Origin of the sequence: Prosthecobacter sp., assembly GCF_034366625.1 — a bacterium.
Classification (GTDB): domain Bacteria; phylum Verrucomicrobiota; class Verrucomicrobiia; order Verrucomicrobiales; family Verrucomicrobiaceae; genus Prosthecobacter.
Genome location: NZ_JAXMIH010000008.1, coordinates 665,943 through 689,450, shown reverse-complemented (window position 1 = coordinate 689,450; position 23,508 = coordinate 665,943). Strand labels below are relative to the sequence as shown.

The following is a 23,508-nucleotide window of genomic DNA, read 5'->3' as shown; positions in this document are numbered from 1 at the left end:
AACGCATGCGCCGGTTGTTGCGCCAGATGATTCATTCAATCCCTCCCCAGGAGCTTTGAAGACAGAACTTTCTAGCGTCACGGACGTCCTGCGGTAGGTTTTCCCTCCGCATGAGCCGCCCCAACGATGATTTGAAGCCCGTCCCCCGCCATATCGCCATGATCATGGACGGCAACGGTCGTTGGGCCAAAGAACGCGGCCTGCCGCGCACGGAGGGGCATCGAGCCGGCGCGGAAACCGTGCGGCGGGTGGTGGAATGCTGCGGGGAGATCGGCGTCGAGTTCCTCACGCTTTACGCCTTTTCTGCGGAGAACTGGAAACGTCCGAAGCGCGAGGTCGAGGCCTTGATGAAGCTGCTGGAGTTCTTTCTGCGTGGTGAACTGCCGCTGATGATGAAGCAGAACGTGCGCCTTCAAGCCATCGGCCGCCTGCACGACCTGCCCCAGTCCTGCCAGACGGAATTGCACCGCTGCATCGAGAACACGGCGCAAAACACCGGTCTCACGCTGATTCTCGCGCTGAGCTACGGTGGCCGCGAGGAGATCGTCGATGGCGTAAAAAGCCTGCTGCAAAGCATCGAGCGCGGCCACCTCGACAAGGCAATGATCGATTGTGAGGTCTTCAGCAAGCACCTCTACACGCGCTACTACCCGGACCCCGACCTGCTGATCCGCACTAGCGGCGAAATGCGGCTGTCAAACTTCCTCCTCTGGCAGCTCAGCTACACGGAATTCTACATCACCGAAAAACTCTGGCCTGATTTCTCCAAGGAAGACCTGAAGGCCGCCATCCGCGCCTTTCACCAGCGCCACCGCCGGTTCGGGGGGGTGTGAGGAATGTTGACCTCCCCTCCAATTGCTGCGATAACCCTCATTTCACCCACTCACTCTCTAATGCCAGATAACCCGGACACCCACATCATCATCGTGGATCCAGAAGCCGACTTCCTCGCTTGGGCTGCGGCCCATCTGAAGGCACCCGGGGTGTCCATCAGCACTTTTGAGCGAGCCGAGGACGCGCTGGCATCCTATCAGAAAAAGCGCTCCGACCTGCTCCTCTCAGAGGTCCGGCTCAATGGCACGACCGGCATTGAGCTGCTCAAACGCCTGCGCCAGACCGATCCGCAGTCCATGGTGATCCTGTTCAGCGGCACGGCCACCACCAGCCACGTCATCGAGGCCATGCGCCTCGGCGCCTACGACGTGCTGGGCAAAGAACGCCTGCCCTACGAGTTGCGCACCGTGGTGGAAAGCGCACTCACTTCCATCGAAGCACGCCGCGCCACCCGTGCCCAGACAGCCGAAGTACCGACGGAATCCATCCAGGAGACCATCATCGGCCGCTCCGGTCCGATGCAGGAGGTCTTCAAGCTCATCGGCCGCGTCTCACGCTCCGACGCCCCGGTGATGATCACGGGCGAAAGCGGCTGCGGCAAGGAACTCGTCGCCGGGGCCATCCACAAGTTCAGCCCGCGTGCGCAGAAGGAATTCGTCGCCATCAATGTCACGGCAATCCCCGACAACCTGCTGGAAAGCGAGATTTTTGGCCACGAAAAGGGCTCCTTCACCGGGGCGGTGAACCTGCGCGTCGGCCGCTTTGAGCAATGTGACGGCGGCACGCTCTTCCTCGACGAAATCGGCGACATGCCCCTTGCCGTGCAGAGCAAGCTGCTGCGCGTGCTTCAAGAGGGCCAGTATTCCCGCGTCGGCAGCAACCAGACACTCAAGACGGACGTGCGCGTGCTCGCCGCCACCAACAAGAACCTCGAGGAGGAGGTCGCGAAGGGAAACTTCCGCGAGGACCTGTTCTACCGTCTCAACGTCGTGCGCATTCACATCCCGCCGCTGCGCGAACGCCGCGAAGATGTGCGCCTGCTGGCCGAATTCTTCCTCCACCGCCTCTCCCTGCGCCGCCGCGGCCCGCAGATGCGCTTCACCGATGATGCGCTCGACATGCTCGACGCCTACGACTGGCCCGGCAACGTCCGCGAACTGGAAAACACCATCCAGCGTGCCTGCGCCCTCTGCAATTCGGACGTTCTCCTGCCCTCCGACATCCCGCTCGGCAGCAAAGGCTCGCGTCATCACTCCCCCACCAATACCGTCACCCGCATGCGCGACGCCCTCAGCATGCTCGTGAACATGGCGGAAAAATCACCCGACATCGAGCTGCTGCCCTGGGTCGAGCGCGAGCTCTCCCGCATGGCGTACCGCCATTTTGAAGAGGATGCGGATCGCACCGCCAAGTTCCTCGGCGTGAACAACACCGCCCTTCAGGGCCACTTGAGCACACCTGCGGTGAAAAAGGCGAAAAAGGCCAGCTAGTCCCGGCCTCTGCAAGGGCGCTGGACAGCCACCGTGCCGCGCTGTAAAACAGCCGCCCTATGAAAAAACTCATGACTCTTTCCGCCATCGCGGGATTGCTGGTGTCTGCTGCGTCATTCGCGGCGGACAGTAACGACGGCTGGACGTCCCTGTTCAACGGCAAGGATCTCAGCGGCTGGAAATCCAGCGAAGAAACCCCCGGCTGCTTCACTGTCGTGGACGGCCAGCTTAAAGTCAGCGGCGGTCGCGCCCATCTTTTCTACGTCGGCGAAACCGGCGAAGCCAAGTTCAAGAGCTTCGAACTGAAGATGAAGGTCAAAACCACCGCCGGCTCCAACAGCGGCGTGTACATTCACACCAAGTTCCAGGACAAAGGCTGGCCGGATGCCGGCTACGAGTGCCAGGTCAACAGCACCCACACCGACCCCAAGAAAACCGGCAGCCTCTATGGCGTCATCAACATCCTCGCCCTCCTGCCTGACCAGAAGGAACCCCAAGGCGGCAAGCACATCAAAGTGCCCCTCGCGCCGAGCAAGGACGGCGAATGGTTCGACTACAACATCAAGGTCGAAGGCAAGCACATCACTCTCAAGGTCAACGGCGAAACCACCGTGGATTTCACCGAGCCTGAAGGCTGGGATCCCGCCAAGGAGCTGAAAGGCATGCCCGGCCGCAAGCTCAGTGAAGGCACCGTCGCCCTCCAGGGCCACGACCCGAAGAGCACCGTGTTTTACAAGGACATGTTCATCAAGACGATCCCGTAATCTGCCGGACAGATGATTTGAAGCGAAGCGGGCGTCTTACCGGACGCCCGCTTTTTTGTTCGCGGTTCGCGGTTCGCGGTTCGCAGTTCGCGGTTTTCGTCGGCGTGTTCTTGGTTAAGGTCGCGAGCGATGAGCATTCGGCGATTTGAAGACATTGAAAGCTGGCAGATGGGCCGGGATATCTCCCGGCAGGTCTATGAACTGGCCGCTGTCTCTGCTCTCAACCGTGATTTCTCCCTCAAAGACCAGATGCTGAGATCATCCGGCTCCATCATGGACAACATCGCCGAAGGGTTTGATGCCGGCAGCAATCGGGAATTCGTCAGGTTCCTGCAGTATTCAAAAAGATCCTGCTCGGAGCTGCAGAGCCAGCTTTATCGCTGCCTGGATCAAAGCTACCTCACTCAGGCGAACTTTCAGACGTGGTACGATCTCATCGACAATACCCGGAACAAAATCGGCGGCTTCATCAAGTACCTCACTCAGAACCTGGAACAACGCGCCATCAACGATCCCCGCTAACCGAACAACAAACCGCGAACCGCGAACTGCGAACACAATGCTCCTCAACCACGGCATCCACCTCGGCTACTGCACAAACATCCACCGCGGTGAGACGTGGGAAGAAACCTGGAACGGACTCAAGAACTACACACTCCGTGTCAAAGACCGCGTCAGCGGCGGGAAACCGTATGGCATCGGTCTTCGGCTGAGTCAGCAGGCCGCCGTGGAATTGAGCGCTCCAGGCAAGATCGACGAGTTCAAGGCATGGCTCGACGCGAACGGCTGCTATGTTTTCACCATCAATGGCTTCCCCTATGGCGCCTTCCATGGCACGCGCGTCAAAGAGCAGGTGTTCAAGCCGGACTGGAGCACGCAGGAGCGGCTCGTTTACACAAACCTGCTGTTCGACATCCTCGCGCAGCTTCTCCCGCCGGGCGTCAGCGGCAGCGTCAGCACGCTGCCGGGTTCCCACAAGACCTTCGGCGTCGGCGCGGATGAATTGGTTGCGATCTTCACGAATCTGCGTTTGTGCCGCGAACACATCGAAACAGTCAGCACGGCGAGCGGGCACGACTTGCATCTCGGCCTCGAACCCGAACCGCTGGGCTTGTTCGAGACCAGCGGCGAGACGCTGAAGTTTTTCGGCCTCTATTTGGACCGCAATCCGCGTGATCACGACTTCTTCAAGTTCATCGGCCTCAATTACGACACCTGCCATCTCGCCATCGAATTTGAGGAGGCCAAAAAGGCCCTCGACCGCATCACCGGGGCCGGCATCCGGCTCAGCAAGCTGCACTTCAGCTCCGCGCTTAAACTCAAACCGACCGCCGAGAACGTCGCGAAGCTCCATGCCTTCGATGAACCCGTCTATTTTCATCAGGTCATCGCCAGTTACGGCAAGGACGAGCCCGTACGGCGTTTCAAGGACCTCCCCGATGCGTTGAAATTCGCCCAGACGAATCCCAACGAACTCGGCGAGGAATGGCGCGTCCACTTCCACATCCCCATCCACGCCCAGCCCGGCGGCGGTTTCGACAGCACGCGGGATCATTTGATCGGCGCGATGGACTGGCTGGCCACGAACCCAGCGAAATGCCAGCATATCGAGATGGAAACCTACACCTGGGAAGTCCTGCCGCCCGAGATGCGCAGCGGTGATGTCGTGGATCAGTTGGTGAAGGAGTATGAGTGGACGCTGGGAGAGATGGGGAAGAGGGAACTGATGGTCAAGGAGGCCTGATGGCCGTCAAGAAAGGGTCAAGGGTGTCAAGCGTCGTGTGGCAGACCTGCTTGACCACTTCTTGACCCTTTCCTTGACCTCTTGACGCCTTGACATCCCCCCTCCCTTCCCCCAAGTCTGCCACTCCCATTTCCCCCACATGCAATCCCTCTGGAACGACCAAGAAGCCGCCACTTTCGGCACCGATCTGCTCGGACAACGCGTTTACACCTCCCGTCTGCTCGGTCGCAATCCCGCCTTGGTCCTCCATGGCGGTGGCAACACCTCGGTGAAGGTCACGGAGCAGGACTTTTTCGGCGATTCCGTCGATCTTTGCTACGTCAAGGGCAGCGGCTGGGACTTGGCGACGATTGAACGCGCTGGTTTCTCCCCCGTGCGCATGGCGGCGCTCCTCAAGATGTCCCAACTCGCCACCATGAGCGATGAGGACATGGTGCTGCAGCAGCGCGCCGCGATGACGAACCCGAACGCGCCCGCCGCGAGCATTGAGGCGATCCTGCACGCCATCCTGCCCTTCCGTTTCGTCGATCACAGCCACGCGAACGCCATTTCCGCGCTCACCTGCGCCGCCGATGGCGAGGCACGCGTCAAGGAACTCTACGGCAAGCGCGTCATCATCGTGCCCTACGTCATGCCGGGCTTCATCCTGGCCAAAACCATCGCCGAACTCATCGCTGGCCGCGATCTGAAGAAGGAAGGCATTCAGGGCATGGTCTTGCTGAAGCACGGCCTGTTCACGTTCGATGACGACGCGCGCAAGAGCTACGAACTGCACATCGAAATGGTCACGATGGCGGAGGAGTATCTTGAGAGGAGCGCGGGCACTCTTGCCCGCAGTTCTGAGCGGACAGGAGTGTCCGCGCTCCCTTCTGAAGACCTCATGGCTTTGGCAAAACTTCGTCAAGCAGTGTCCAAGGTGCGAGGCGTCCCTCAAATCGCCCGCATCAACGCTTCGCCTGAAGCCGTCGGCTATGCGAACCTTCCGAACGTCGCCGAGTTCGGCACACGCGGCCCGCTCACGCCGGATCACAGCATCCGCACGAAGCGTGCACCCGCGTTCATCGGCGAAGACATCGACGCGAGTGTTCAGAAGTTCGCCGATGACTACGCCGCCTACTTCAATCGTCACGCCAAAGGCCAGACGATGCTCGATCCGGCCCCGCGCTTCGCGATCTGGCCCGGCAAAGGCATCGTGAGCTTCGGCGACACATTGAAGGACGCCAAGATCGTCGCTGACATCGCCGAATCGACGGCTGCGACCGTCCAGCTCGGCGAACGCGTCGGCGGTTGGGAGCCGCTGCCGGAGAAGGACATCTTTGAGATCGAATACTGGGATCTCGAACAGGCCAAATTGCGCAAAGGCCCGGCCCGCAAGGTGCATCAGGGCAAGGTGGCGCTCGTCACGGGTTGCGCGGCAGGCATCGGCTTCGCCATCGCGGAGTCGCTGGCCGAACAAGGCGCGCAGGTCGTCGGCCTCGACATCGACAAGGACATCCCTGAGATCATGAAGAAGATCGGCGGCATCGGCATCGTCGTGAACCTCACGGAGGACAAGCCCGTCCAGGACGCGATTGATTTCACCGTGCGCGAGTTCGGCGGTATCGACATCGTCGTCAGCAACGCCGGCATCTTCCCGAAGAACGATCATCTCGACGCCATGGCCCAGACGGATTGGGACCGCACCCTCATGATCAACCTCACGAGCCATCAGAAGCTCATGAGCAAGGTCATCCCGTTCGTGAAACAAGGCATTGATGCCAGCATCATCTTCGTCGGCAGCCGCAACTTCAAAGCCCCCGGCCCCGGTGCCTCCGCGTATTCATGCAGCAAGGCCGCGCTCACCCAGCTCTGCCGCGTCGCCGCGCTCGAACTCGCCCCGCACCAGATCCGCGTCAACATCGTGCACCCCGACGCCGTGTTCGACACCAAGCTCTGGACCCCCGAAGCCCTGCTCAAGAGCGCCACGCGCTACGGCATGACCGTCGAGGAATACAAGACCAAGAACCTCATGAAGGTCGAGATCAAGAGCAAGGACATCGGCAACATGGTGTCCGCCATGGCCTCCCCGCTCTTCGCCAAAGTCACCGGCGCGCAGATTCCGGTCGATGGCGGGAATGACCGGGTGATTTGAGCTGGAGCGCGAAAAAAGTTTACGTCTAAGGATCGTCTAAAAGACAGGCGATACTGGGGAAACAGAAGATATCTCATCTCTCGTTTATTTCACGTTGCTGCCACGCTGCTCGATATTTGTTTACTCGGTCTTTCTGTGACTATGGTAAGCAGGCATGAAACCCAGGCGCAAAAACAAGCCGTCGTCTCAAGCCTCTGAAACACTCTGTTCGAGAGTCCGCCCATGGGTAAAACTGATTGCCGCAATTGCAGCAACCGCTGTTTTCCTCATCCTGTGCTTCGATCCGACAGCAAACGCTTGGTCCGTGTCGCTTGTTCTGCTTTTCTGCCTCATCTTGTTTGGCGAAAAGACTCCTTCGGAACGGATTGCAGGCATCCTTCGGAATTTTTGGCGATGATCCAATCGCTCCGCTCAAACCACCTTCTGCGGCTCGGTTTTCTCGCAAACGGTAAGACCTCAGCGGAGATGGACGGAACCCCGTTGCGGTTCGCGCTTGAGAGGATGGGGTGGACGATCGGGTTCCCAGGGTTCTGCGAACCCTGGGCTGCATGACGGAAGGCCGGTGGCCTTCGCGGGCGGGGCGGAGGTGTGACGGGGGCGGCGGTGTCTGGCAGTACGTTGTTCACGCTTCAGCGTGATGGGGAAGAGCCGGGACACGCTGAAGCGTGAACAACGAACGTAGAGGCGATGCCGCAGTGTGAAACGGTGGTTGAGAGGGCGGCAGCGTCTTGTGGGTTCACTGCAACGGCTTTTGAACCTGATGAAACGCCTGTATGGAATACTGCGATGGCTTTCGGGCTGGATGAAACGGCTGGAGGTGGTGCTGCATCGGCTTTTTGGACTGCTGCTTTGGCTGAAGGCATGGTTGCTGCGGCTGGATTGGGTACTGCTTTCGCTTTTTGGGCCATTGAAACGCCTTTGTCTGGGTCTGCGGTGACTGCAGAGGGGGAAAAAGTGGCTGCAACGGGTCAGGAAGGTGATGCAGCATCCCAAAAAGTGGTTTCAGGCAGGCAGCCAGGGATTGCATGAGTGAATGTGGCTGGATTTTGGGATGGGAAGGCACATCATGGCGGCATGCAGGGTCGGCGATGCAACTTCCGGCCTTGGACGCATGCCATGGAGTTCTGGGAGATCACTTCAAAGCGGGCACAGCAGACGCTGGCGGTGTGGAGTCGTCACGCACCGGCATTACACGCACACAGGGGATGACGGAGCTGCGGCAGATGATCCTGGGCTTCGAGCCACGAGTGCAGGCGCGGGTGGCGGCGCAGGCGGATTACTGGGAGGTGTTTTACCACGGGCAGGCGGCGTTGCGTGACTTGAAACAACTGGGCAAACGGGTGGCGCTGATCCTGCACGGGCATCTGGATGACGACACGCCGCTGATGCGGTCGCTGCATGGGGTTTATGAGACGGCACCACGCACGGAGGCGACGATCCTGCGGCGCGTGCGGGAACTGCTGCCGCTGTGGGAGCGGGTGAATGCGGCGCTGGGGCCGGTCACCCTCATGCTGCGTGGCCGGGTGCTGGATGTGGCGGCGGTGCGGGAGCTGCTGGAGGCGCATGCGCGTGCCGTGCAGACGATTCAAGACAAGGCGGCGGTGCTGAAGCAATGCCGCGCGGCTTTGCGCAGGCATGAGCGGATGACGGACCGGCTGAACAAGCGCTGGTATCAGGTGGCGAAGGCGGGCGCGGATGAAGGCACCGCGCTGGCAGAGGCGCTGCGTGGCATCACGACGACGGCGGGCGGATGGGCGGCTGCCAAGGCGGTGATTCACACGAAGCCGAGGGCGGGTATAAGGGTGCCGCGGCGGCGGGCTTTGCGCTGGACCTGGCACCAGCGCCAGAGGACGGCGTCACGTATTTTGGACAGGGTCAGAGGGCCACGCTACCGGTGGAAGGCGCGCAGGCTGTCGAGGTGGCGGAGCGAGATGACGTCGTGGGCGGGCTTGTTGAAGGCTGGCTGCCATGAGGAATGACGAATTCAGAATGACGAATGAGGAATTGGGATGAAAAGAAGGGCATGACCCTGCCCGAACTGCCCCTTTCCACCCCTTCCCTGCTGTTTCCGGCGATCTCGCTGCTGATGCTGGCTTACACGAACCGGTTTCTAGGACTGGCGAATGTGGTGCGGGGGCTGCATGCGAGCTGGCAGAGCACGCAGGAGCCGATGCTGCTGAAGCAGATTCAAAACATGCGGAAGCGCATCCAGATCATCAAGCACATGCAGTCGCTGGGGGTGCTGAGCCTGATGTTTTGCGTGGTGAGCACGACGCTGATCTTCTTTGACCGGCAGACGGGCGGGCAGATCACGTTTGGCATGAGCCTGCTGCTGATGCTGGGCTCGCTGACGCTGTCGCTGGTGGAGATCCAGATGTCGGGAACGGCGCTGGATTTGCAGCTTCGCGATGTGAAGTGCCGGGAGGAGTAGAACCTTGAGGTGCCGTCAGAGACTCAGCGAGGCGATGCGGGTCATGACTTCGTCGGCGAGGACCTGATAGAGGTCTTTGCCGGTTTGGGAGTAGCTTGTCAGATCAGGCTGCCAGAGGTCGCCGATGACGAGGGTGATGCGGGCGGGGCGAAGGGTTTTGGCACCACGGGGGTAGGCTTCGTAGGCACCGAAGAGGCGGACGGGGAGGACGGGGGCCTGGCCTTTGGCGATGAAGAGGCCGACGCCGGCTTCGGCGGGCTGGAGGTGGCCATCGAAGCTGCGGGTGCCTTCGGGGAAGATGAGGACTTTTTCGCCGCTGCGCAGGAGGCGGATGGTGCTCTTGAGGGCGGTGGTGTCGGGTTTGTCGAGGTCCACACCAAGCACCTGCCAACTGCGCAGGAGCGCCCCCATGAGAGGGTGATTGAAGAGGCTCTTGCGGGCGAAGGAATGGACCACTTCATCGAAGGCCTGGCCGACGAAGGGAGGATCGAGAAAGCTGACGTGGTTGCAGGCGATGAGGGCGGGGCCGGGGAAGTGCAGTTTTTCCTCACCGATGACGCGGAAATCGAACAGACCGCGGGCGATCTCGCGGAAGATGCGACGGCCGAGGCGGTAGCTGAAGTTCATCGTTGGTTCGCGGTTCTCTGTTCGCGGTTGGCTGTCAGAGTTTCAGCGCTGCGATCACCTGCTCGACGGCCTGGTCGAGGGTGATGTGGGAGTTGTCGATGACGGTGGCGCCGGGGGGGATGATGAGGGGGCTGTGTTTGCGCTGCTTGTCGATGCGGTCGCGCTCGGCGACCTGATCGGCATGGCCCTGGGCGCTGCGGCGGCTGGCGCGGACTTCCTCGCTGGCATCGACGTAGATTTTGTGCGGGCTGTCGGGGAAGACGACGGAGCCGATGTCGCGGCCTTCCATGACGAGCGAACCGAGGGCGACGAGGGCACGCTGGTCGGCGACGAGGCGCTCACGCACTTCGCTGACGCGGGCGATGAAGGAGACGGCGCGGTTGACGGGGTCGCTGTTGAGCTCGGCGTCGGTGAGGATGTGGCCGGCGATGCAGACCTGGGTTTTGCCTTCGACGACGGGAGAGTCGATGACGATGCCGGCGGCAGCAGCGCGGACGGCCTCGGCGTCCTGAGGATCAATGCCGGCTTTGAGCACGGCCCAGGTCATGGCGCGGTACATGTTGCCGGTGTTCACATAGGTGAAGCCGAGACGCTGCGCGACGAGGCGGGCGATGCTGCTTTTGCCGGAGGCGGCGGGGCCGTCGATGGTGATGACGGGATGCGACGCGCTCATGATGATTTGGCGCGGTTCATTTTGTCCACCAGCGGCTGCGGGACGGTGGACATGACGTGGATGGGGCGAGCGCCGGTGTCGCCGAGCAGGAAGAGATCGAGATGATGCTCGAAGCCGGGGTAGGAGGTGGAGATGCACTCGGTGCCTTCGATGGTGGTGGTGCCTTCGGCGAACATGCCGGCGACGAGGAAGGCCATGGCGATGCGATGGTCCCCCCAGCAGGGCAGCGTGGCTCCCTGCAATTTCGCGCCGCCTTCGATCTCCATGCCGTCGGGATGCTCGGTGACGGTGACGCCCATGGCGCGGAGGTTTTGCGCGACGGCGGAGATGCGGTCGGTTTCTTTGACGCGGAGTTCGGAGGCGTCGCGGATGAGCGTCTTGCCACGGGCGAGAGCGCCGGCGACGGCGAGGATGGGCAGTTCGTCGATGACGTTGGGAATTTCGCTGCCGCCGATGACGGTGGCGTTCAAATCGCCGCCGCGGACGATGATGTTGCCGCGAGGTTCGCCCTCGGCGTGGGTTTCGGAATTGGTGACGAGAGCGCCCATGCGCAGGAGGACGTTGATGACGCCGGTGCGGGTGGGATTGAGGCCGACGTTTTTGATGGTGATCTGGGATCCGGGAGAGGCGGCGGCCGCGACCATCCAGAACGCGGCGCTGGAGATGTCGCCAGGCACGACGATGTCGGTGGCACGGGGTTCCTGGCCGCCATAGACGCTGACGCAGTCGTCTTCACGCAGCCATTTGATGCCGAAGTGGGTGAAGAGGCGCTCGGTGTGATTGCGAGTGGGCACGGGCTCGACCACGGTGGTTTTGCCGGAGGCGAACAGGCCGGCGAGGAGGATGGCGCTCTTCACCTGGGCGCTGGCGACAGGGAGCTTGTAGTAGATGGATTTCAACGGAGCGCCTTGAATGGTGAGCGGCGCGCAGATTTTCTCGCCCTGACCGGTGATCATGGCCCCCATCTGAGCGAGAGGGTCAGCGACGCGCTTCATGGGGCGCTTGGAGAGCGAGGCGTCGCCGAAGAGTTCGGTCTTGAAGTCCTGACCGGCGAGGATGCCGGAGAGCAGGCGGATGGTGGTGCCGGAGTTGCCGCAATCAATGGGCTTGGACGGTGCCTTGAGCTTCAAACCGTTGCCGGTGATGGCGAGTTTGACGAGGCCGACGCCTTCGACTTCCTCCAAGGGCTCGACGGTGGCGCCGAGGGCCTGCATGGCATGCACGGTGCAGAGGCAGTCCTCACTGGGCAGGAAGCCTTCGATGACGGTGGTGCCCTTCGCGAGTCCGGCGAACATCGCGGAGCGGTGGGAGATGCTTTTGTCGCCAGGAACGGTGATTTCGGCGGGGATGCTTTTGAGTTTCTTCGACTTGAGGCTGGCCATGATGCGTCAGACCGCCGGAAGGAGATCGCGCAGGGCTTTGGCCTGCGTGAGGAAACGGCGGAGAGCTTCTTCGTCCATGCTCTGGAGCATTTCAAGAAGCTCTCGCAGCGCGCCGGAGGCATCCTGGAGCGCGGCGATGACCTCGGTGCGGTTTTGCAGGAGAATGCCGGCCCACATTTCGGGATCACCGCCAGCGACGCGTGTGGTGTCGCGAAAACCGCCGGCGGAACTGTCGAGCACGCTGGCGTCCTTGCCGAGGGCGGCAAGCGTGGTCAGCACGGCCATGGTATGCGGCAGATGGGAGATGCGGGCCACGCAGTGATCGTGTTCCTGCGGCGTCATCTCACGCACACGGCAGCCAAGCTTGATCCAGAACGCGCGCAGACGGTCGAGGTGCGCACGCTGCGTGCTTGCGGTCGGCGTGAGCAGGCAGGCGGCACGATGAAACAGATCCCCGCTCGCATGCGCGAGGCCGGTGCGCTGCGATCCTGCCATGGGATGACTGCCGAGGAAGGCGGCCTTGGTTCCCGCAAAGACCGGCTCCAGCGCAGTCACAACGCTGCCTTTCACACTGCCCACGTCGGTCACGATCAAATCATCCGCCAGGTCGCATGAGGCGATCTGGCGTGCGATGTCCGGCATGTGCTGGATCGGCATGCACAGCACGGCCAGAGAAGCGTCTCGAATGGTTTCGGCAATGTCGGTGGAGGCAGTGACGGCGGGCAGCTCCCGCCTGACCTCCTGCACGGCGTCCTCACGGCGTGCCCAGACGCGGATTTCCATGCCTGGCATGCGCTGCTGGATTGTTTTGACCAGCGATCCGCCAAGCAAACCGGGGCTGAAGATGGCGATGGAACGTTCGATGGACACGAAGCGAAGAAGGGGAAGGCATTCCACGGCACGAACGGGGTCGGCCAACAGAAATCAAGGCTTCCTCACGCCGCGCTCGATTTGACTGGACGATCCCTGGCGACCGGGCCGGGGATCAAGGCACGCGGAAGATTTTGCCGGTGTATGGGCAGCGAGCCTTCTGGCCGGACTGGAAGTCGCGCACATCAATGGCCTGACCATTTGGATCAAACGGGCTTTTCACAAAGCCGGGCTTGCCCGTAATGCGGGTAGCAAAGGGAATCTCGGCGGGAGCAGGAGGCGGAGTCGGATTGGTGGGCGGAGTGTTGCCAGGAGGTGTGACCGTCACCGGAGGCGGGGCTGTGGTTGCACCAGTCGTTGGTGGAGGTGTGACGTTGTCACCCGTCACTGGAGCATTGGGATTCGGTGGCTGCACTGCCGCAGCATTGGGATCCGCCATGTTCACCCCTTCGAAGTACTGGGTCTGCTCTGGTGGCACGCCATAACGAGGCGGCACATCAAGCGAACGACCACGCGGGCCTCTTGGCGGAGGAGGTGTGGGACCGTAGCATGCGGTCAAACTGGAGGCGATCGCTAACAGCAAGAAGGCTTGCAGGTGACGTTTCATGGCGTGTTCAGGTTGGGGAAAAATGGCGGGATCAGGCGTTCACACGCATGGGCATCAGCACATAGAGGAAGTTCGTGCCGCTGCGCAGCACGCCGGGGCTGATTTCATCAATGAGATGCAGATGAACCTCGTCGGCACTCAGGTTTCGCAGCGGAGCCATCGCAAACTCCGGATTGAAGGCGATGGTGATCGACGCGCCCTTGTAATTGATGGCCAGCGTTTCACGCGCCTCACCCACATCAGGCGAGGAAGCAACGATTTCGACGCTGCCGGGCGTGAAGATGAATTTGATCGAATTGGATTTTTCCGTGACGAGCAATGACACACGTGAAATGGCCCGGAGGAAAGCCTCGCGCTCCAGCGGGATGCGCTCCTTCGATTCGCCGGGGATGACCTGACGGTAGTTCGGGTAGTTGCCGTCGATGAGCTTGCTGACGAGCAGGCTGTCGCCGAGATCGAAACCGACCTGAGAACCGGTGACACGAATGGCCACTTCGCCAGAGTCGCCCAGCAGGCGGGAAAGCTCGTTCACGGCCTTGGTGGGCACGATGATATCGATTTCCTGGCTCTGCGGGAACTCCAGCTCCTGCTCGACCATCGCGAGGCGGCGGCCATCAGTGGCGACCATCGTGAGGGCGTTGTCCTTGAAGGAGAACAGGATGCCGTTGAGCACGTAGCGCGTTTCGTCAGTGGAAATGGCGTAACTGGTCTTGCGCAGGCAATCGCGCAGCACCTGCTGCTCGATGCGGAACTCACGCGCATCATCGAAGCGGGGCAACGCGGGGAATTCCTCGCTGGTAAGGCCGAGCACTTTGAAATAGCTGGGACCGCTGCGGATGGAGGCGACGTTTTTCTCATCGACCTTCACTTCAATTTCCTCCGACGGGAGTTCGCGGATGATGGTGGCCAGCCGGCGTGCCGGGAGGGTGGTGGCGCCGGGCTCATCGACCTCGGCAGGCACTGAACAGGTCACACCGACATCGAGATCGGTGGTGGTGAGTTCGAGCATGCCATCCTTCGCCTTGAGCAGGACATTGGAGAGAATGGCGAGTGTGGTGCGCGAACTGACCACGTGCTGAACCTGGTTGATGGCTCCCAGGAAGGATTCCTTGCTGATGGTGAACTTCATATAAAATGCCTGCTTTGGGGCGATTTGTTAACAAACCCCGATGAAACGGCAAGGATATTGAGCGGAAAAATCCGGGTGTCTAACTGCAATCTGAATTCCTTCATATTCAGGGCGGACTCAGTTTTCGTGGTGAGGACTCAAATCGGGCCGGGACGGAAACGCCAAAAACCTGAGGTTTGGTCTGCGGAACAGGTGATGCCGCCGGGGCCAGATGGTTGAAGAAATCGTCAAAACGCAGGCTGCATTGCAGGCGGCGCTGGCTGCCATCAATCTTCGGATTCACCTGAATGACAGCTTCGGCAAAGGGTGCTTGTGACTTGATCGCCTGGGCACGCGTGCGGGCTTCTTCAAGACTGAGTGTTTTGTCCTTGATGACGGCGTTCAGGTTTTCGAGGGCCGCCTTGGTGACCGGGTGCCATAGCCTGGCCCAGACTTCAGGCGTCACCGTCACCGTCTGCACGTTCGTCCAACGCTTTTCCGCAGGTGTCTCCTGCTCCCAGAATCCAACGATGAGCAGAAAAGCCTCGTCGATCTCAAACTGCCGCAATGCATCTCCCAGGCCAATGGGCGTGCCATGCTTGGCAGCTTTGGGGTTCACGGGAATGCGACCGTGATCAGGATTGGCCTCGGCGGGGATGTCCCATTTTTGCGTGTAATTCTTTGGCTGATAGCCGCCAAAGAAGGTGTCGCGCAGCCATTGCTCAAACAGCAGGCCGTGACTTTGCACTTCGCGCGCGGCGGAATCCGGCGGCAGAATGATGGCGGCCGCCATAAAAAGGATCAGCAGTGGCTTCATGGCGGTGATCCTGTGCGAGGTTTGGTGGAGCATAGCGGGTTCGAACCGCTGACCTCCTGCATGCCATGCAGGCGCTCTACCAACTGAGCTAATGCCCCGGAAATAAAACCGGCTCCCCTTGGATTTGGGGAGCCGGAGACTAGCAAAGGCGTCTGTTTTGACAAGCGCTTATTTCTTCTTTGAAGCACCACCTTTGGTGGGAGCGGCTTCAGGAGCCGGAGCTGCAGGCGCAGGTGCACCCGCCTGAGGCTTCGGCAGTTTCTCATAGATTTTTTTCGACTCGGCCTTGTCAGCATCAGACATTTTGGCTTCGAGCTGGGCGATCACGTTTGCAGTCACATCAATATCCGCCTTGTTGCCGCTGGCTTTGGCAAGGTCATCCGCCTGCTTGGCGTAGGCCCAAGCGCGTGGAAGCTCCGGTGTGCCGGGAACCACACCCACTGCATACAGGTTGGCAAGACGGAGCATGGCCAAGGCATTGCCCTGCTGGGCTGCGTCCGAGAAATGGCCTGCGGCCACCGTGCGGCTCTGACGCACACCAGCGCCCTGTTCATAGAGAATGCCGAGGGCAATCTGGGCAGGAGCAAAACCCATGTCGGCGGCACGCTGATACCAGCCTGCTGCAGCCACAAGGTCCTGAGTGGTGCCCGTGCCGTTGGCATAGAGGCCGGCGAGACGGTTCATGGCCTGCGCGATGCCGGCAGTAGCGGCCTTCATGTGGAAGGTGAAGGCTTTCACTGGATCCTTGTCCACCACAGTGCCGGTTTCATAATAGACGCCGACATTGTAGAAGGCTTCGGCCAGGTTGTTCTGCGCCGCGAGGCGGTAGAGGTCGAGGGCACTCTTGGGGTTTGGCTGGATCAAGACGTTCTCTTTGTCGTCACGCTTGCCCTTGGGATCTTTGACAATGCCGGTTTCAAACGCGTTGCCGAGGCGGAAGAGCGCCTGCGGATCGTTGCCGTTGGCGGCCTTGGTGTAGTATTCAAATGCCTTGGACACATCCTGCTTCACGTCAGCGCCATCAGGTCCGACACCATTTTCATAAATCTGGCCGAGAATGCGGTTTGCGGCAGCAAGACCTTTTTCGGCAGAGTCATTGAACATCTTCAGGGCGGCGGCCACATCCTTCTTCACCAGCTTTGGACTTTCCTTGGTGTCAGGATCGCCATTCAACAAACGAGCACCGTAGGTGCTGAGGGCGACTGCATTGCCCTGCTTGCCTGCTTCCATGAGGTAGTCGAGCGCCTTCTGATGATCCTGCGGGACGCCTTCCACGCCTGCGGAGTAAAGCTGTGCCAGGCCAAGAGTGGCTTCGCCGTCACCAGCCTTGTTGCCTTTGTCGAGCAGTTCCTTTGCTTTCGCTACGCTCTTTTCGACCACTACCACTCCTTTATCGCCTTCCGTGACACCTTGCAGGTGCAACTGGGCAAGCATCCGGCGGGCGACCTTGTTGTCGGCGGTTTCGGCTTCCTTGATCAGTTTGATGGCTTCCTTCACAGCGTCTGGGTTTTGCGCACCGGCCTGCATCAGTACTTGGGCGAGCTCCGATTTCGCGAGGATCTGGCCTTTGTCGGCAGCCTTGCGAAAAAGTGCCGCCACTTCATTGATGTTCGCACCGCTGAGCACGCCCCAATGGGCCAGCGCGTAGATGGCGTCTTTGTCATCCTTTTGAGCCAGCTCGCGGACCTTCGCGACGGCGTCATTGAATGACTTGTTGATGTCCGTGTTGTTGGCTCCTGGATTTGCCTGAACTTTGTCCTGTTCGGACTTGAGGCTTGTCAGGATCTCGACAAATGCGGGGGAGGCTCCGGGCATATCGGCAGTATCGATGCCTGCGACCGCGACGAGAGCCGCGAGTTTGAGTTTGAGGGCTGTGAGTAACATATATGGTTGTTAGTGAGAGGGGGGGCGTTTGACCCGGCTTTTCGGGAAGCGTTCATTTTTCAGGATAAACCCCAATTAAATCAAGCATTAGCTAAAGTTTTTTGCTTGGGATGACCAAACCATCTCCACAGCCGGCTGGCATTGACTCCCTCCCCCCGCCCTGCCATTCTGGCTATCCTACCCATGGCCGACACTTCTCCCACCAGCGCTGCCCCCCCCGTCTCTGCCAGTGGTGCCTCCACTCCTTCGCGAGGCCCGGAAAACTTCAAAAAACGCAACGAAATCCCCTCCGCAGAGGAACTTCTCGCCTCCTTCAACCGCGCCCTGCCCTTCAGCGATGAGGCCGAGAAAGGCGTGCTTTCCTGCCTGCTCCAAGATCCCGTCGAGCGCCTCAGCGAATGCCGCGTAACGCTTCCCGCGCTCGCGTTTTACCACGACGCCAACCGTACCATCTACGAGAAGCTGCTGGAGTTTTACGACAAAAACCTGCCCGTCGATCCCGTCACGCTCACCCACGCGCTACGTGACCAGAACCTGCTCGACAAAGTCGGCGGTGCTGCCGCGATTTCGGAGCTTTTCGCCTTCGTTCCGATCCCCTCGCATTTCCCATATTATAAGAAGATCGTTCTCGACAAGCACATCCTGCGTGAACTCATCCACGCCAGCTCACTGAACATCCATCACGCCTATGAGCACGGGAAGGAGCAGATGGATGAGAATATCGACACGGTCATCGACCATGCCGAGCAACGCGTGCTTGCCGTGCGTGAATCCGTCGGCGCTCAAGAGGGCATCAAATCGCTCTCCACGCACGTCATGGATGCCATCGACAGCATCCAGTACATGCTGGAGCACCCCGGCCAGCTCCGCGGCCTCTCCACAGGCTACAGCAAGCTCGACGCGATGAGTTCCGGCCTGCAAGGCGGTGAAATGTTCGTCATCGCTGCACGCCCGTCGATGGGTAAAACCTCGCTCGCGATGAACATCGTCGAGCACATCGCCGTGGACTGCAACACACCCTGCGCCGTCTTCAGTCTCGAAATGAGCGCAACGATGCTTGTCCGTCGTCTCCTCGTCTCCCGCGCACGTCTGAGCATGCAGGATCTCTCCCGCGGCCTCCTTTCTCGTGCTCAGCAGGATGCGCTCGCCAAAGCCACGCGAGATCTGCAAAAAGCACAGATCTTCATCGATGAAACGCCCGGTCTCGACATCATGGAGATGCGCGCCAAATCACGCCGCCTCAAAAAGCAGCATGGCATCCAGATGATCATGATCGATTATCTTCAGCTCGTCACCAGCGGCAGTCGTCGTGCCAAAGACAACCGTCAGATCGAAATCGCCGAAATCTCCGCTGGCATCAAAGGCCTCGCCAAAGAACTCAATGTTCCCATCATCGTCCTCGCCCAGCTCAACCGCGCCGTCGAATCCCGCAAAGGCCAGCGCCCCGTGCTCTCCGACCTCCGCGAATCCGGCTCCATCGAGCAGGATGCCGACGTCGTTGGCCTCCTGACCCGTTCCGATTACGCGGGAGCCAAGATGGAAGTCGAAGACGAGGAAGCCGAGGAAAAGAAAAAGGGCGAGGCCATGCTCATCATCGCCAAAAACCGCAACGGCCCCACCGACGACGTCCCGCTTCGCTTCATCGACCACGCCATGCGTTTCGTCGAGCGCAGCGAAGAAGCCGAGTCGCCATAGCGTCCTATTTTTTCAGCAGGTCGCGGATTTCCGTGAGCAACACAATGTCTGCGGCAGGCACAGGCGGCGGCGCCTCGGCTTCTTTTTTCTTCGTCAGTGCCATCAGCTTGTTGATTGGCTTCACGATCACAAAAAAGACAACCGCCGCCGTGATGAGAAAGCTGATCACAGCACCCATGATAAGGCCGAGATCGAGCTCGATGATCTTGGGCACCGTTTCCATCACCGCCTTGCCGCTATCCATGACCGGCTTTCCATCCGCGCCCAGCTTTGCCACCTCGACCATCGTTTCCTTGATCGGGATTGTCAGCTTGGGACTCGGACCACCGCCAAACAGCGCCAGCATTGGCTCCACGATCCCTTTCGAAAAAGCCGTGACGATGCCGGTGAACGCCGCGCCAATGATCACACCAGTGGAGAGATCAATGACGTTGCCTTTGAGGATGAATGCCTTGAATTCTTTGAGCATATGGGTGGATGATTGCAGGTGGATGTGACCGGTTCTTCGAACCGGTCACGTATTAATCCAACCAGCATCATTTCACGCCAGTCTAAACTTCCTGCGCCACCTTCCAGCTCTCGGAATCGAGCCCGACGCGCAGCTTGGCAAAGCTCGCCGCGATGCGCTCGCGGGTGACTTTGCCAAAGAACTTCACCAAGCGCACCAGTTTGTCGATTTCGACCTCTGGCATCGACGAATCCGTGAATCTGGACTCAGCGTGCGCCAAAGTGCAGCTCCACACGAAGAGTTCTGCTCCAACATCAACAAAGTGGCCGAGCAAAACCTGCCGCTTTTCGAGTTTCGGGCCGTTGAGGGCCATCGCGAGGAACAAATCACGTGCCAGCTTGCGACCAAGCCGGGCAACGGCATCGAGATCACCCTGCAAGGCAGGATGCAGATGTTCCTTGGCATCACCAGAACCAAACGGCAGCCATTTCATTGGATACCAAATCGCGTAAAACCTCGCGGCACGCATTCCGGCCTTCACACGGGCTTTCCACGGCAGCGTCGAGTTCACCGCTTCAGCGCCCAGCCGCAAATGCGGCTCCAACGCCTCGCGAGCGATGAAGAGACGCATGATCTCGCTGCTGCCCTCGAAAATCGTGTTGATGCGTGAGTCGCGGAACAGACGTTCCACCGGCTCCGGCACTTCGCCACGCGCCTTGAGCGATTGCGCCGTTTCAAAACCGCGCCCGCCGCGAATCTGCATCGTGTCATCCATGATGCGCCATGACTTCTCGCTGCCCCACAATTTGCCGATGGCAGCTTCGAGGCGCACGTCAGCATGCTTGTCCTTGTCCACAAGAGCAGAGACATAACGCACGACGCTCTCCATCGCAAAAGTGTCGGCGGCCATGCGGCTGATCTTGTCCGCGATGGCCGCATGGCGGCCTATCGGCTGTCCCCACTGCTCGCGGCTTCGCGCCCAGCGCGTGCTGATGTCGAGGCAGCGCTGTGACAAGCCCGTGCAGGCGGCCGGAAGCGTGATGCGTCCCGTGTTCAACGTCGTCAATGCCACTTTGAGGCCGCGACCCACACCCCCGAGCACATTGACCGCCGGCACGCGCACGTTTTCAAAACGAATGACCCCGTTGTAGAGCGCCTTGAGGCCCATGAAGCGGCTGCGGTGAATGATTTCGACGCCTGGCCAGCTTGTTTCAACGATGAAAGCCGAAGTGGCATGCGGTTTGCCAAGCAGCGGCGTTTTCGCCATCACCACGATCATTCCGGCCTTCGTGCCATTCGTGCACCACAGCTTCTCGCCATTGAGGACGTATTCATCGCCATCAAGCACAGCCTCCGTCTTCATCCGCGCCGGATCGGAGCCGACATCGTTTTCGGTCAACGCAAACGCGCTGATCTCGCCACGTGCGCAACGCGGCAGGTATTTCGCCTTCTGCTCCTCCGTGCCGAACAAAATCAACGGCTGCGGAGCTCCAATCGACTGATGCGCGGACAGCAATGCCGCCAGATTGCCGCATCGGCTGCCGAGCAGCATCGCAGAGCGCGAGTAATTCGTCTGCGACAGCCCCAAGCCTCCATATTTGACCGGAATCTTGATGCCGAAGGCCCCGATCTTGGCGAGTTCGTTCAACAACTCGTCTGGAATCTCCCCCGTGGCGTCGATGGCATCGGGATCGGCAAATTTGTCGAGCACAGCTTCGAGACGATGCAGAAAGGCATCGCCCTGGTCGTAATCTTCGACGCTTTGCTTTGGAAACGGCAGCAGCTTGTCGAAGTTCGGCTCGCCAAAGAAGATGCCGGCGGCGAGACCGGTGTTGCGCCGCTCGTCGCGGGCGGCTTCCGCCATTTCAAGCGCGGCACGCTGGCCCGCGTTCATGCGGGAGGTGTCGATGAGCGTTTTGGTTTCTTCCAGAGTTGTTTTCATGGCCTTGGTCTCCAGTTGAGGGTTTCAATAATCAATCATGCCCGTGTCCCGGGCGAAAGTGATGGGACCGCCGCGGAACGGCGGGTAACCGGTGCCGAGAACCATCGCGAGGTCGATGTCGGCGGCGGTGCGAGCGATGCCTTCTTTGAGACACCGCATGGCCTCCTGACTGAGCAGGAGCGCCAGATTGGTCCGAATGCTCTCATGCCGCGGCAGGTCAAAATGCGTGGCTGGTGAAATTTCCTTGCCGTTTTCATAGCGGTAGAAGCCCTGGCCGGTTTTTTTGCCGAGATGGCCGGCGGCGACGAGCTTGTCGAGCGCATCGGACTTCGGAAAACGATCCGGGAAGGCGTCGGCGAGTGTTTTGGCCACATGCATGGCCACATCCAGGCCGATCTCGTCGAGAAGGCGCATCGGGCCCATTGGCATGCCGAATTCGAGCATGGCCTCGTCGATGTCCTTCACCGGAATGCCCTTCTCGTACAGACGCACGGCTTCCATGAGATAAGGGACAAGAATGCGGTTAACGAGGAAGCCGGGGCTGTCTTTGACAACCACGGGCGTCTTGCCGAGCTTCTGCACGAAGCTCACTGCGGTGGCGAGCACATCGGGTGCGGTCTCCGGCAGCGTGATGATTTCCACCAGTGGCATGCGATGCACAGGATTGAAGAAATGCAGGCCGATGACGCGCTCAGGATGCGGCACGGTCTTCGCGAGTTCAGCGACAGACAGTGCGCTGGTGTTTGTGGCGAGGATGGTGTCGCTCGAAACACGAGCGGCGAGATCAGCGAAGATTTTTTTCTTCAGATCCATGCTCTCCGTGGCCGCTTCGATGACGAGATGATGACGATTCAGCGGCACGGGCGTGTGCGTGGTGTTGATGCGGTCGAGTGTATCGCGGGCCTGCACCTTCGTGACCAGCCTGCGGCGCGCGGCTTCTGAAACGAGGCCATGAATTCGTTCCAGGCCACGCGCGAGGCTGTCGGAGGTGACGTCCGTCATAAGGACCCGTACGCCACGCGAAGCTAGTACGTGCGCGATGCCCGATCCCATCACGCCAGCGCCGATGACCACGGCATCGTGAATGGGAATCGCCGTCCCAACGACAGCGGGACGCTTGTTGGCTTCTTCGCGCTTGAAGAAAAGGTCGATGAGCCGGGCCGAGTCGTTGCCCTTGATGAGTTCCGCCACGGCCTCACGCTCCAGGAGCAAACCCTCGTCGATTTCACCATGCACAGCATGAGTGACGACTTCGATGGCCTTTGTGATCGAGGGATAAAGCCCGCGCGTTTTCGCCAAAGCCTTCTTCGTGGCGAAACGGCGGATGATCGGCGAAAAGAGGTTTTCGAGGCGGAACCGAGGTTCAGGCCGTTTTTCGCGTGCGAGACGGCGGGCGAGTGTTTCGAGATGCTCGGGAGCCACGACATGGCTGACGAGGCCCGCATGTTTCGCCGCAGAGGCGCTGAGCAGTTTGCCGCTGGTGATGAGATCGAGCGCCTTGCGCACACCAATCAGCCGCGGCAGCCGCGTGGAACCGCCCCAGGCGGGCAAAATGCCGAGCTGTGTCTCCGGCAGGCCGATCTTCGTTGATTCGTGATCGCTGGCGATGCGCCAGTCGCACGCGAGGGTGACTTCAAAGCCGCCGCCCATGCATGCGCCGTGAATCGCGGCGATTTTCGGCACAGGCAGCCGTGCGAGGCGGTCAAACACAGCCTGCCCGAGCCAGATGAGATCATTCACGCGGGCATGCGGCATGCTGCGAATGGCTTTGAGGTCCGCACCAGCCACAAAGATACGATCTTTGGCACTGCGAAGCACCAAAGCCTTCACGCGGGTGTCATGTTCGAGAGATTCCAGGTGGTGGTTGAACTCACGCAGCGTTTCCTCATTCCAGACATTCGCGGAGGACTTGGGTGAGTCGAAAACAAGCCAGGCGATACCGTCGTGATCCACGTCGAGCCGGAAGTGCTTCGCGGGGATGGGATGACCGTGGACGATGCCCTCCAGCACATGCGGAGGATCGTGAATGACGGAGGGGCGGTCAAGAAGGAGCGTTTTCAT

The 23,508-nt window shown here is 60.3% G+C and carries 21 protein-coding genes and 1 tRNA gene; 10 read left to right on the top strand and 12 right to left on the bottom strand.

Going from position 1 to position 23,508, the window contains the following annotated elements; all coding sequences use genetic code 11:
* The first annotated feature begins 110 nt into the window (after nt 1–110).
* The 9 genes from U1A53_RS11225 to U1A53_RS11185 all read left to right on the top strand — a co-directional run bounded on the left by U1A53_RS11225 (nt 111) and on the right by U1A53_RS11185 (nt 9,394).
* Entirely contained in the window at nt 111–833 is a 723-nt protein-coding gene (locus tag U1A53_RS11225) for an isoprenyl transferase (RefSeq protein ID WP_322280936.1), read from the top strand.
* Nucleotides 834–893: 60 nt separating this feature from the next.
* Nucleotides 894–2,324 carry a sigma-54 dependent transcriptional regulator gene (locus U1A53_RS11220; protein WP_322280935.1) on the top strand — a complete coding sequence of 477 codons (1,431 nt, stop codon included), beginning with the start codon at nt 894–896 and terminating at the stop codon, nt 2,322–2,324.
* Nucleotides 2,325–2,395: 71 nt separating this feature from the next.
* A complete protein-coding gene (locus U1A53_RS11215) occupies nt 2,396–3,088 on the top strand; it encodes a DUF1080 domain-containing protein (protein ID WP_322280933.1) in 693 nt (230 codons plus the stop codon).
* A 129-nt stretch (nt 3,089–3,217) separates the two neighbouring features.
* Complete coding sequence (locus U1A53_RS11210; protein WP_322280931.1) at nt 3,218–3,610, top strand: four helix bundle protein; 393 nt, start codon at nt 3,218–3,220, stop codon at nt 3,608–3,610.
* Nucleotides 3,611–3,647: 37 nt separating this feature from the next.
* Nucleotides 3,648–4,832: a metabolite traffic protein EboE gene (gene eboE, locus U1A53_RS11205; RefSeq protein WP_322280929.1), complete on the top strand. Its 1,185-nt coding sequence runs from the start codon at nt 3,648–3,650 to the stop codon at nt 4,830–4,832.
* A gap of 139 nt (nt 4,833–4,971) precedes the next feature.
* Complete coding sequence (locus tag U1A53_RS11200) at nt 4,972–6,963, top strand: bifunctional aldolase/short-chain dehydrogenase (RefSeq protein WP_322280927.1); 1,992 nt, start codon at nt 4,972–4,974, stop codon at nt 6,961–6,963.
* 786 nt (nt 6,964–7,749) lie between these two features.
* Nucleotides 7,750–7,992, top strand: a complete 243-nt coding sequence (locus U1A53_RS11195; protein WP_322280925.1) for a hypothetical protein — start codon at nt 7,750–7,752, stop codon at nt 7,990–7,992.
* A 74-nt stretch (nt 7,993–8,066) separates the two neighbouring features.
* Nucleotides 8,067–8,942 (top strand): hypothetical protein, encoded by an 876-nt coding sequence (locus tag U1A53_RS11190; RefSeq protein ID WP_322280923.1) that lies wholly within the window; start codon nt 8,067–8,069, stop codon nt 8,940–8,942.
* A 44-nt stretch (nt 8,943–8,986) separates the two neighbouring features.
* The gene (locus U1A53_RS11185) at nt 8,987–9,394 is read left to right on the top strand and encodes a DUF2721 domain-containing protein (RefSeq protein WP_322280921.1); all 408 of its coding nucleotides are present in this window, start codon (nt 8,987–8,989) and stop codon (nt 9,392–9,394) included.
* A gap of 15 nt (nt 9,395–9,409) precedes the next feature.
* Here U1A53_RS11185 and U1A53_RS11180 read toward each other — a convergent pair whose 3' ends face one another.
* The 9 genes from U1A53_RS11180 to U1A53_RS11140 form a co-directional block, all read right to left on the bottom strand.
* Nucleotides 9,410–10,021, bottom strand: coding sequence for a lysophospholipid acyltransferase family protein (locus tag U1A53_RS11180; protein WP_322280919.1), 612 nt, complete (start codon nt 10,019–10,021; stop codon nt 9,410–9,412).
* A 34-nt stretch (nt 10,022–10,055) separates the two neighbouring features.
* On the bottom strand, nt 10,056–10,694 hold the full coding sequence (cmk, locus tag U1A53_RS11175; protein WP_322280917.1) for a (d)CMP kinase: 639 nt from the start codon (nt 10,692–10,694) through the stop codon (nt 10,056–10,058).
* Nucleotides 10,691–12,076: a 3-phosphoshikimate 1-carboxyvinyltransferase gene (aroA, locus tag U1A53_RS11170; RefSeq protein ID WP_322280915.1), complete on the bottom strand. Its 1,386-nt coding sequence runs from the start codon at nt 12,074–12,076 to the stop codon at nt 10,691–10,693. Before aroA ends, cmk begins: the two co-directional genes overlap by 4 nt.
* A gap of 6 nt (nt 12,077–12,082) precedes the next feature.
* Nucleotides 12,083–12,946, bottom strand: a complete 864-nt coding sequence (locus U1A53_RS11165) for a prephenate dehydrogenase/arogenate dehydrogenase family protein (protein WP_322280914.1) — start codon at nt 12,944–12,946, stop codon at nt 12,083–12,085.
* A 115-nt stretch (nt 12,947–13,061) separates the two neighbouring features.
* Entirely contained in the window at nt 13,062–13,553 is a 492-nt protein-coding gene (locus U1A53_RS11160; RefSeq protein ID WP_322280912.1) for a hypothetical protein, read from the bottom strand.
* A gap of 31 nt (nt 13,554–13,584) precedes the next feature.
* A complete protein-coding gene (dnaN, locus tag U1A53_RS11155; RefSeq protein ID WP_322280910.1) occupies nt 13,585–14,682 on the bottom strand; it encodes a DNA polymerase III subunit beta in 1,098 nt (365 codons plus the stop codon).
* 106 nt (nt 14,683–14,788) lie between these two features.
* The gene (locus U1A53_RS11150; RefSeq protein ID WP_322280909.1) at nt 14,789–15,478 is read right to left on the bottom strand and encodes a hypothetical protein; all 690 of its coding nucleotides are present in this window, start codon (nt 15,476–15,478) and stop codon (nt 14,789–14,791) included.
* Nucleotides 15,479–15,500: 22 nt separating this feature from the next.
* Nucleotides 15,501–15,576, bottom strand: a tRNA-Ala gene (locus U1A53_RS11145).
* A gap of 70 nt (nt 15,577–15,646) precedes the next feature.
* Entirely contained in the window at nt 15,647–17,362 is a 1,716-nt protein-coding gene (locus U1A53_RS11140; protein WP_322280907.1) for a hypothetical protein, read from the bottom strand.
* A gap of 183 nt (nt 17,363–17,545) precedes the next feature.
* Between U1A53_RS11140 and dnaB the strand changes: the two genes are divergently transcribed.
* Nucleotides 17,546–19,057 (top strand): replicative DNA helicase, encoded by a 1,512-nt coding sequence (dnaB, locus tag U1A53_RS11135; RefSeq protein ID WP_322280905.1) that lies wholly within the window; start codon nt 17,546–17,548, stop codon nt 19,055–19,057.
* Nucleotides 19,058–19,061: 4 nt separating this feature from the next.
* Here the strand turns inward: dnaB and mscL are convergent, their stop codons facing one another.
* The 3 genes from mscL to U1A53_RS11120 all read right to left on the bottom strand — a co-directional run bounded on the left by mscL (nt 19,062) and on the right by U1A53_RS11120 (nt 23,508).
* Nucleotides 19,062–19,526, bottom strand: a complete 465-nt coding sequence (mscL, locus tag U1A53_RS11130; RefSeq protein WP_322280903.1) for a large conductance mechanosensitive channel protein MscL — start codon at nt 19,524–19,526, stop codon at nt 19,062–19,064.
* A gap of 82 nt (nt 19,527–19,608) precedes the next feature.
* Nucleotides 19,609–21,447: an acyl-CoA dehydrogenase family protein gene (locus U1A53_RS11125; protein WP_322280901.1), complete on the bottom strand. Its 1,839-nt coding sequence runs from the start codon at nt 21,445–21,447 to the stop codon at nt 19,609–19,611.
* A gap of 24 nt (nt 21,448–21,471) precedes the next feature.
* The gene (locus U1A53_RS11120) at nt 21,472–23,508 is read right to left on the bottom strand and encodes a 3-hydroxyacyl-CoA dehydrogenase NAD-binding domain-containing protein (protein WP_322280900.1); all 2,037 of its coding nucleotides are present in this window, start codon (nt 23,506–23,508) and stop codon (nt 21,472–21,474) included.

What these genes read in the sequence shown, in the direction of transcription:
- U1A53_RS11225 (WP_322280936.1), top strand. Translation starts at nt 111, where the DNA reads ATGAGCCGCCCCAACGATGATTTGAAGCCCGTCCCCCGCCATATCGCC.
- dnaN (WP_322280910.1), bottom strand. Translation starts at nt 14,682, where the DNA reads ATGAAGTTCACCATCAGCAAGGAATCCTTCCTGGGAGCCATCAACCAG.
- dnaB (WP_322280905.1), top strand. Translation starts at nt 17,546, where the DNA reads ATGGCCGACACTTCTCCCACCAGCGCTGCCCCCCCCGTCTCTGCCAGT.
- U1A53_RS11120 (WP_322280900.1), bottom strand. Translation starts at nt 23,508, where the DNA reads ATGAAAACGCTCCTTCTTGACCGCCCCTCCGTCATTCACGATCCTCCG.
- mscL (WP_322280903.1), bottom strand. Translation starts at nt 19,526, where the DNA reads ATGCTCAAAGAATTCAAGGCATTCATCCTCAAAGGCAACGTCATTGAT.
- U1A53_RS11180 (WP_322280919.1), bottom strand. Translation starts at nt 10,021, where the DNA reads ATGAACTTCAGCTACCGCCTCGGCCGTCGCATCTTCCGCGAGATCGCC.
- U1A53_RS11185 (WP_322280921.1), top strand. Translation starts at nt 8,987, where the DNA reads ATGACCCTGCCCGAACTGCCCCTTTCCACCCCTTCCCTGCTGTTTCCG.
- U1A53_RS11195 (WP_322280925.1), top strand. Translation starts at nt 7,750, where the DNA reads ATGGCTTTCGGGCTGGATGAAACGGCTGGAGGTGGTGCTGCATCGGCT.
- U1A53_RS11150 (WP_322280909.1), bottom strand. Translation starts at nt 15,478, where the DNA reads ATGAAGCCACTGCTGATCCTTTTTATGGCGGCCGCCATCATTCTGCCG.
- U1A53_RS11160 (WP_322280912.1), bottom strand. Translation starts at nt 13,553, where the DNA reads ATGAAACGTCACCTGCAAGCCTTCTTGCTGTTAGCGATCGCCTCCAGT.
- U1A53_RS11215 (WP_322280933.1), top strand. Translation starts at nt 2,396, where the DNA reads ATGACTCTTTCCGCCATCGCGGGATTGCTGGTGTCTGCTGCGTCATTC.
- U1A53_RS11210 (WP_322280931.1), top strand. Translation starts at nt 3,218, where the DNA reads ATGAGCATTCGGCGATTTGAAGACATTGAAAGCTGGCAGATGGGCCGG.
- aroA (WP_322280915.1), bottom strand. Translation starts at nt 12,076, where the DNA reads ATGGCCAGCCTCAAGTCGAAGAAACTCAAAAGCATCCCCGCCGAAATC.
- U1A53_RS11140 (WP_322280907.1), bottom strand. Translation starts at nt 17,362, where the DNA reads ATGTTACTCACAGCCCTCAAACTCAAACTCGCGGCTCTCGTCGCGGTC.
- U1A53_RS11220 (WP_322280935.1), top strand. Translation starts at nt 894, where the DNA reads ATGCCAGATAACCCGGACACCCACATCATCATCGTGGATCCAGAAGCC.
- eboE (WP_322280929.1), top strand. Translation starts at nt 3,648, where the DNA reads ATGCTCCTCAACCACGGCATCCACCTCGGCTACTGCACAAACATCCAC.
- cmk (WP_322280917.1), bottom strand. Translation starts at nt 10,694, where the DNA reads ATGAGCGCGTCGCATCCCGTCATCACCATCGACGGCCCCGCCGCCTCC.
- U1A53_RS11200 (WP_322280927.1), top strand. Translation starts at nt 4,972, where the DNA reads ATGCAATCCCTCTGGAACGACCAAGAAGCCGCCACTTTCGGCACCGAT.
- U1A53_RS11125 (WP_322280901.1), bottom strand. Translation starts at nt 21,447, where the DNA reads ATGAAAACAACTCTGGAAGAAACCAAAACGCTCATCGACACCTCCCGC.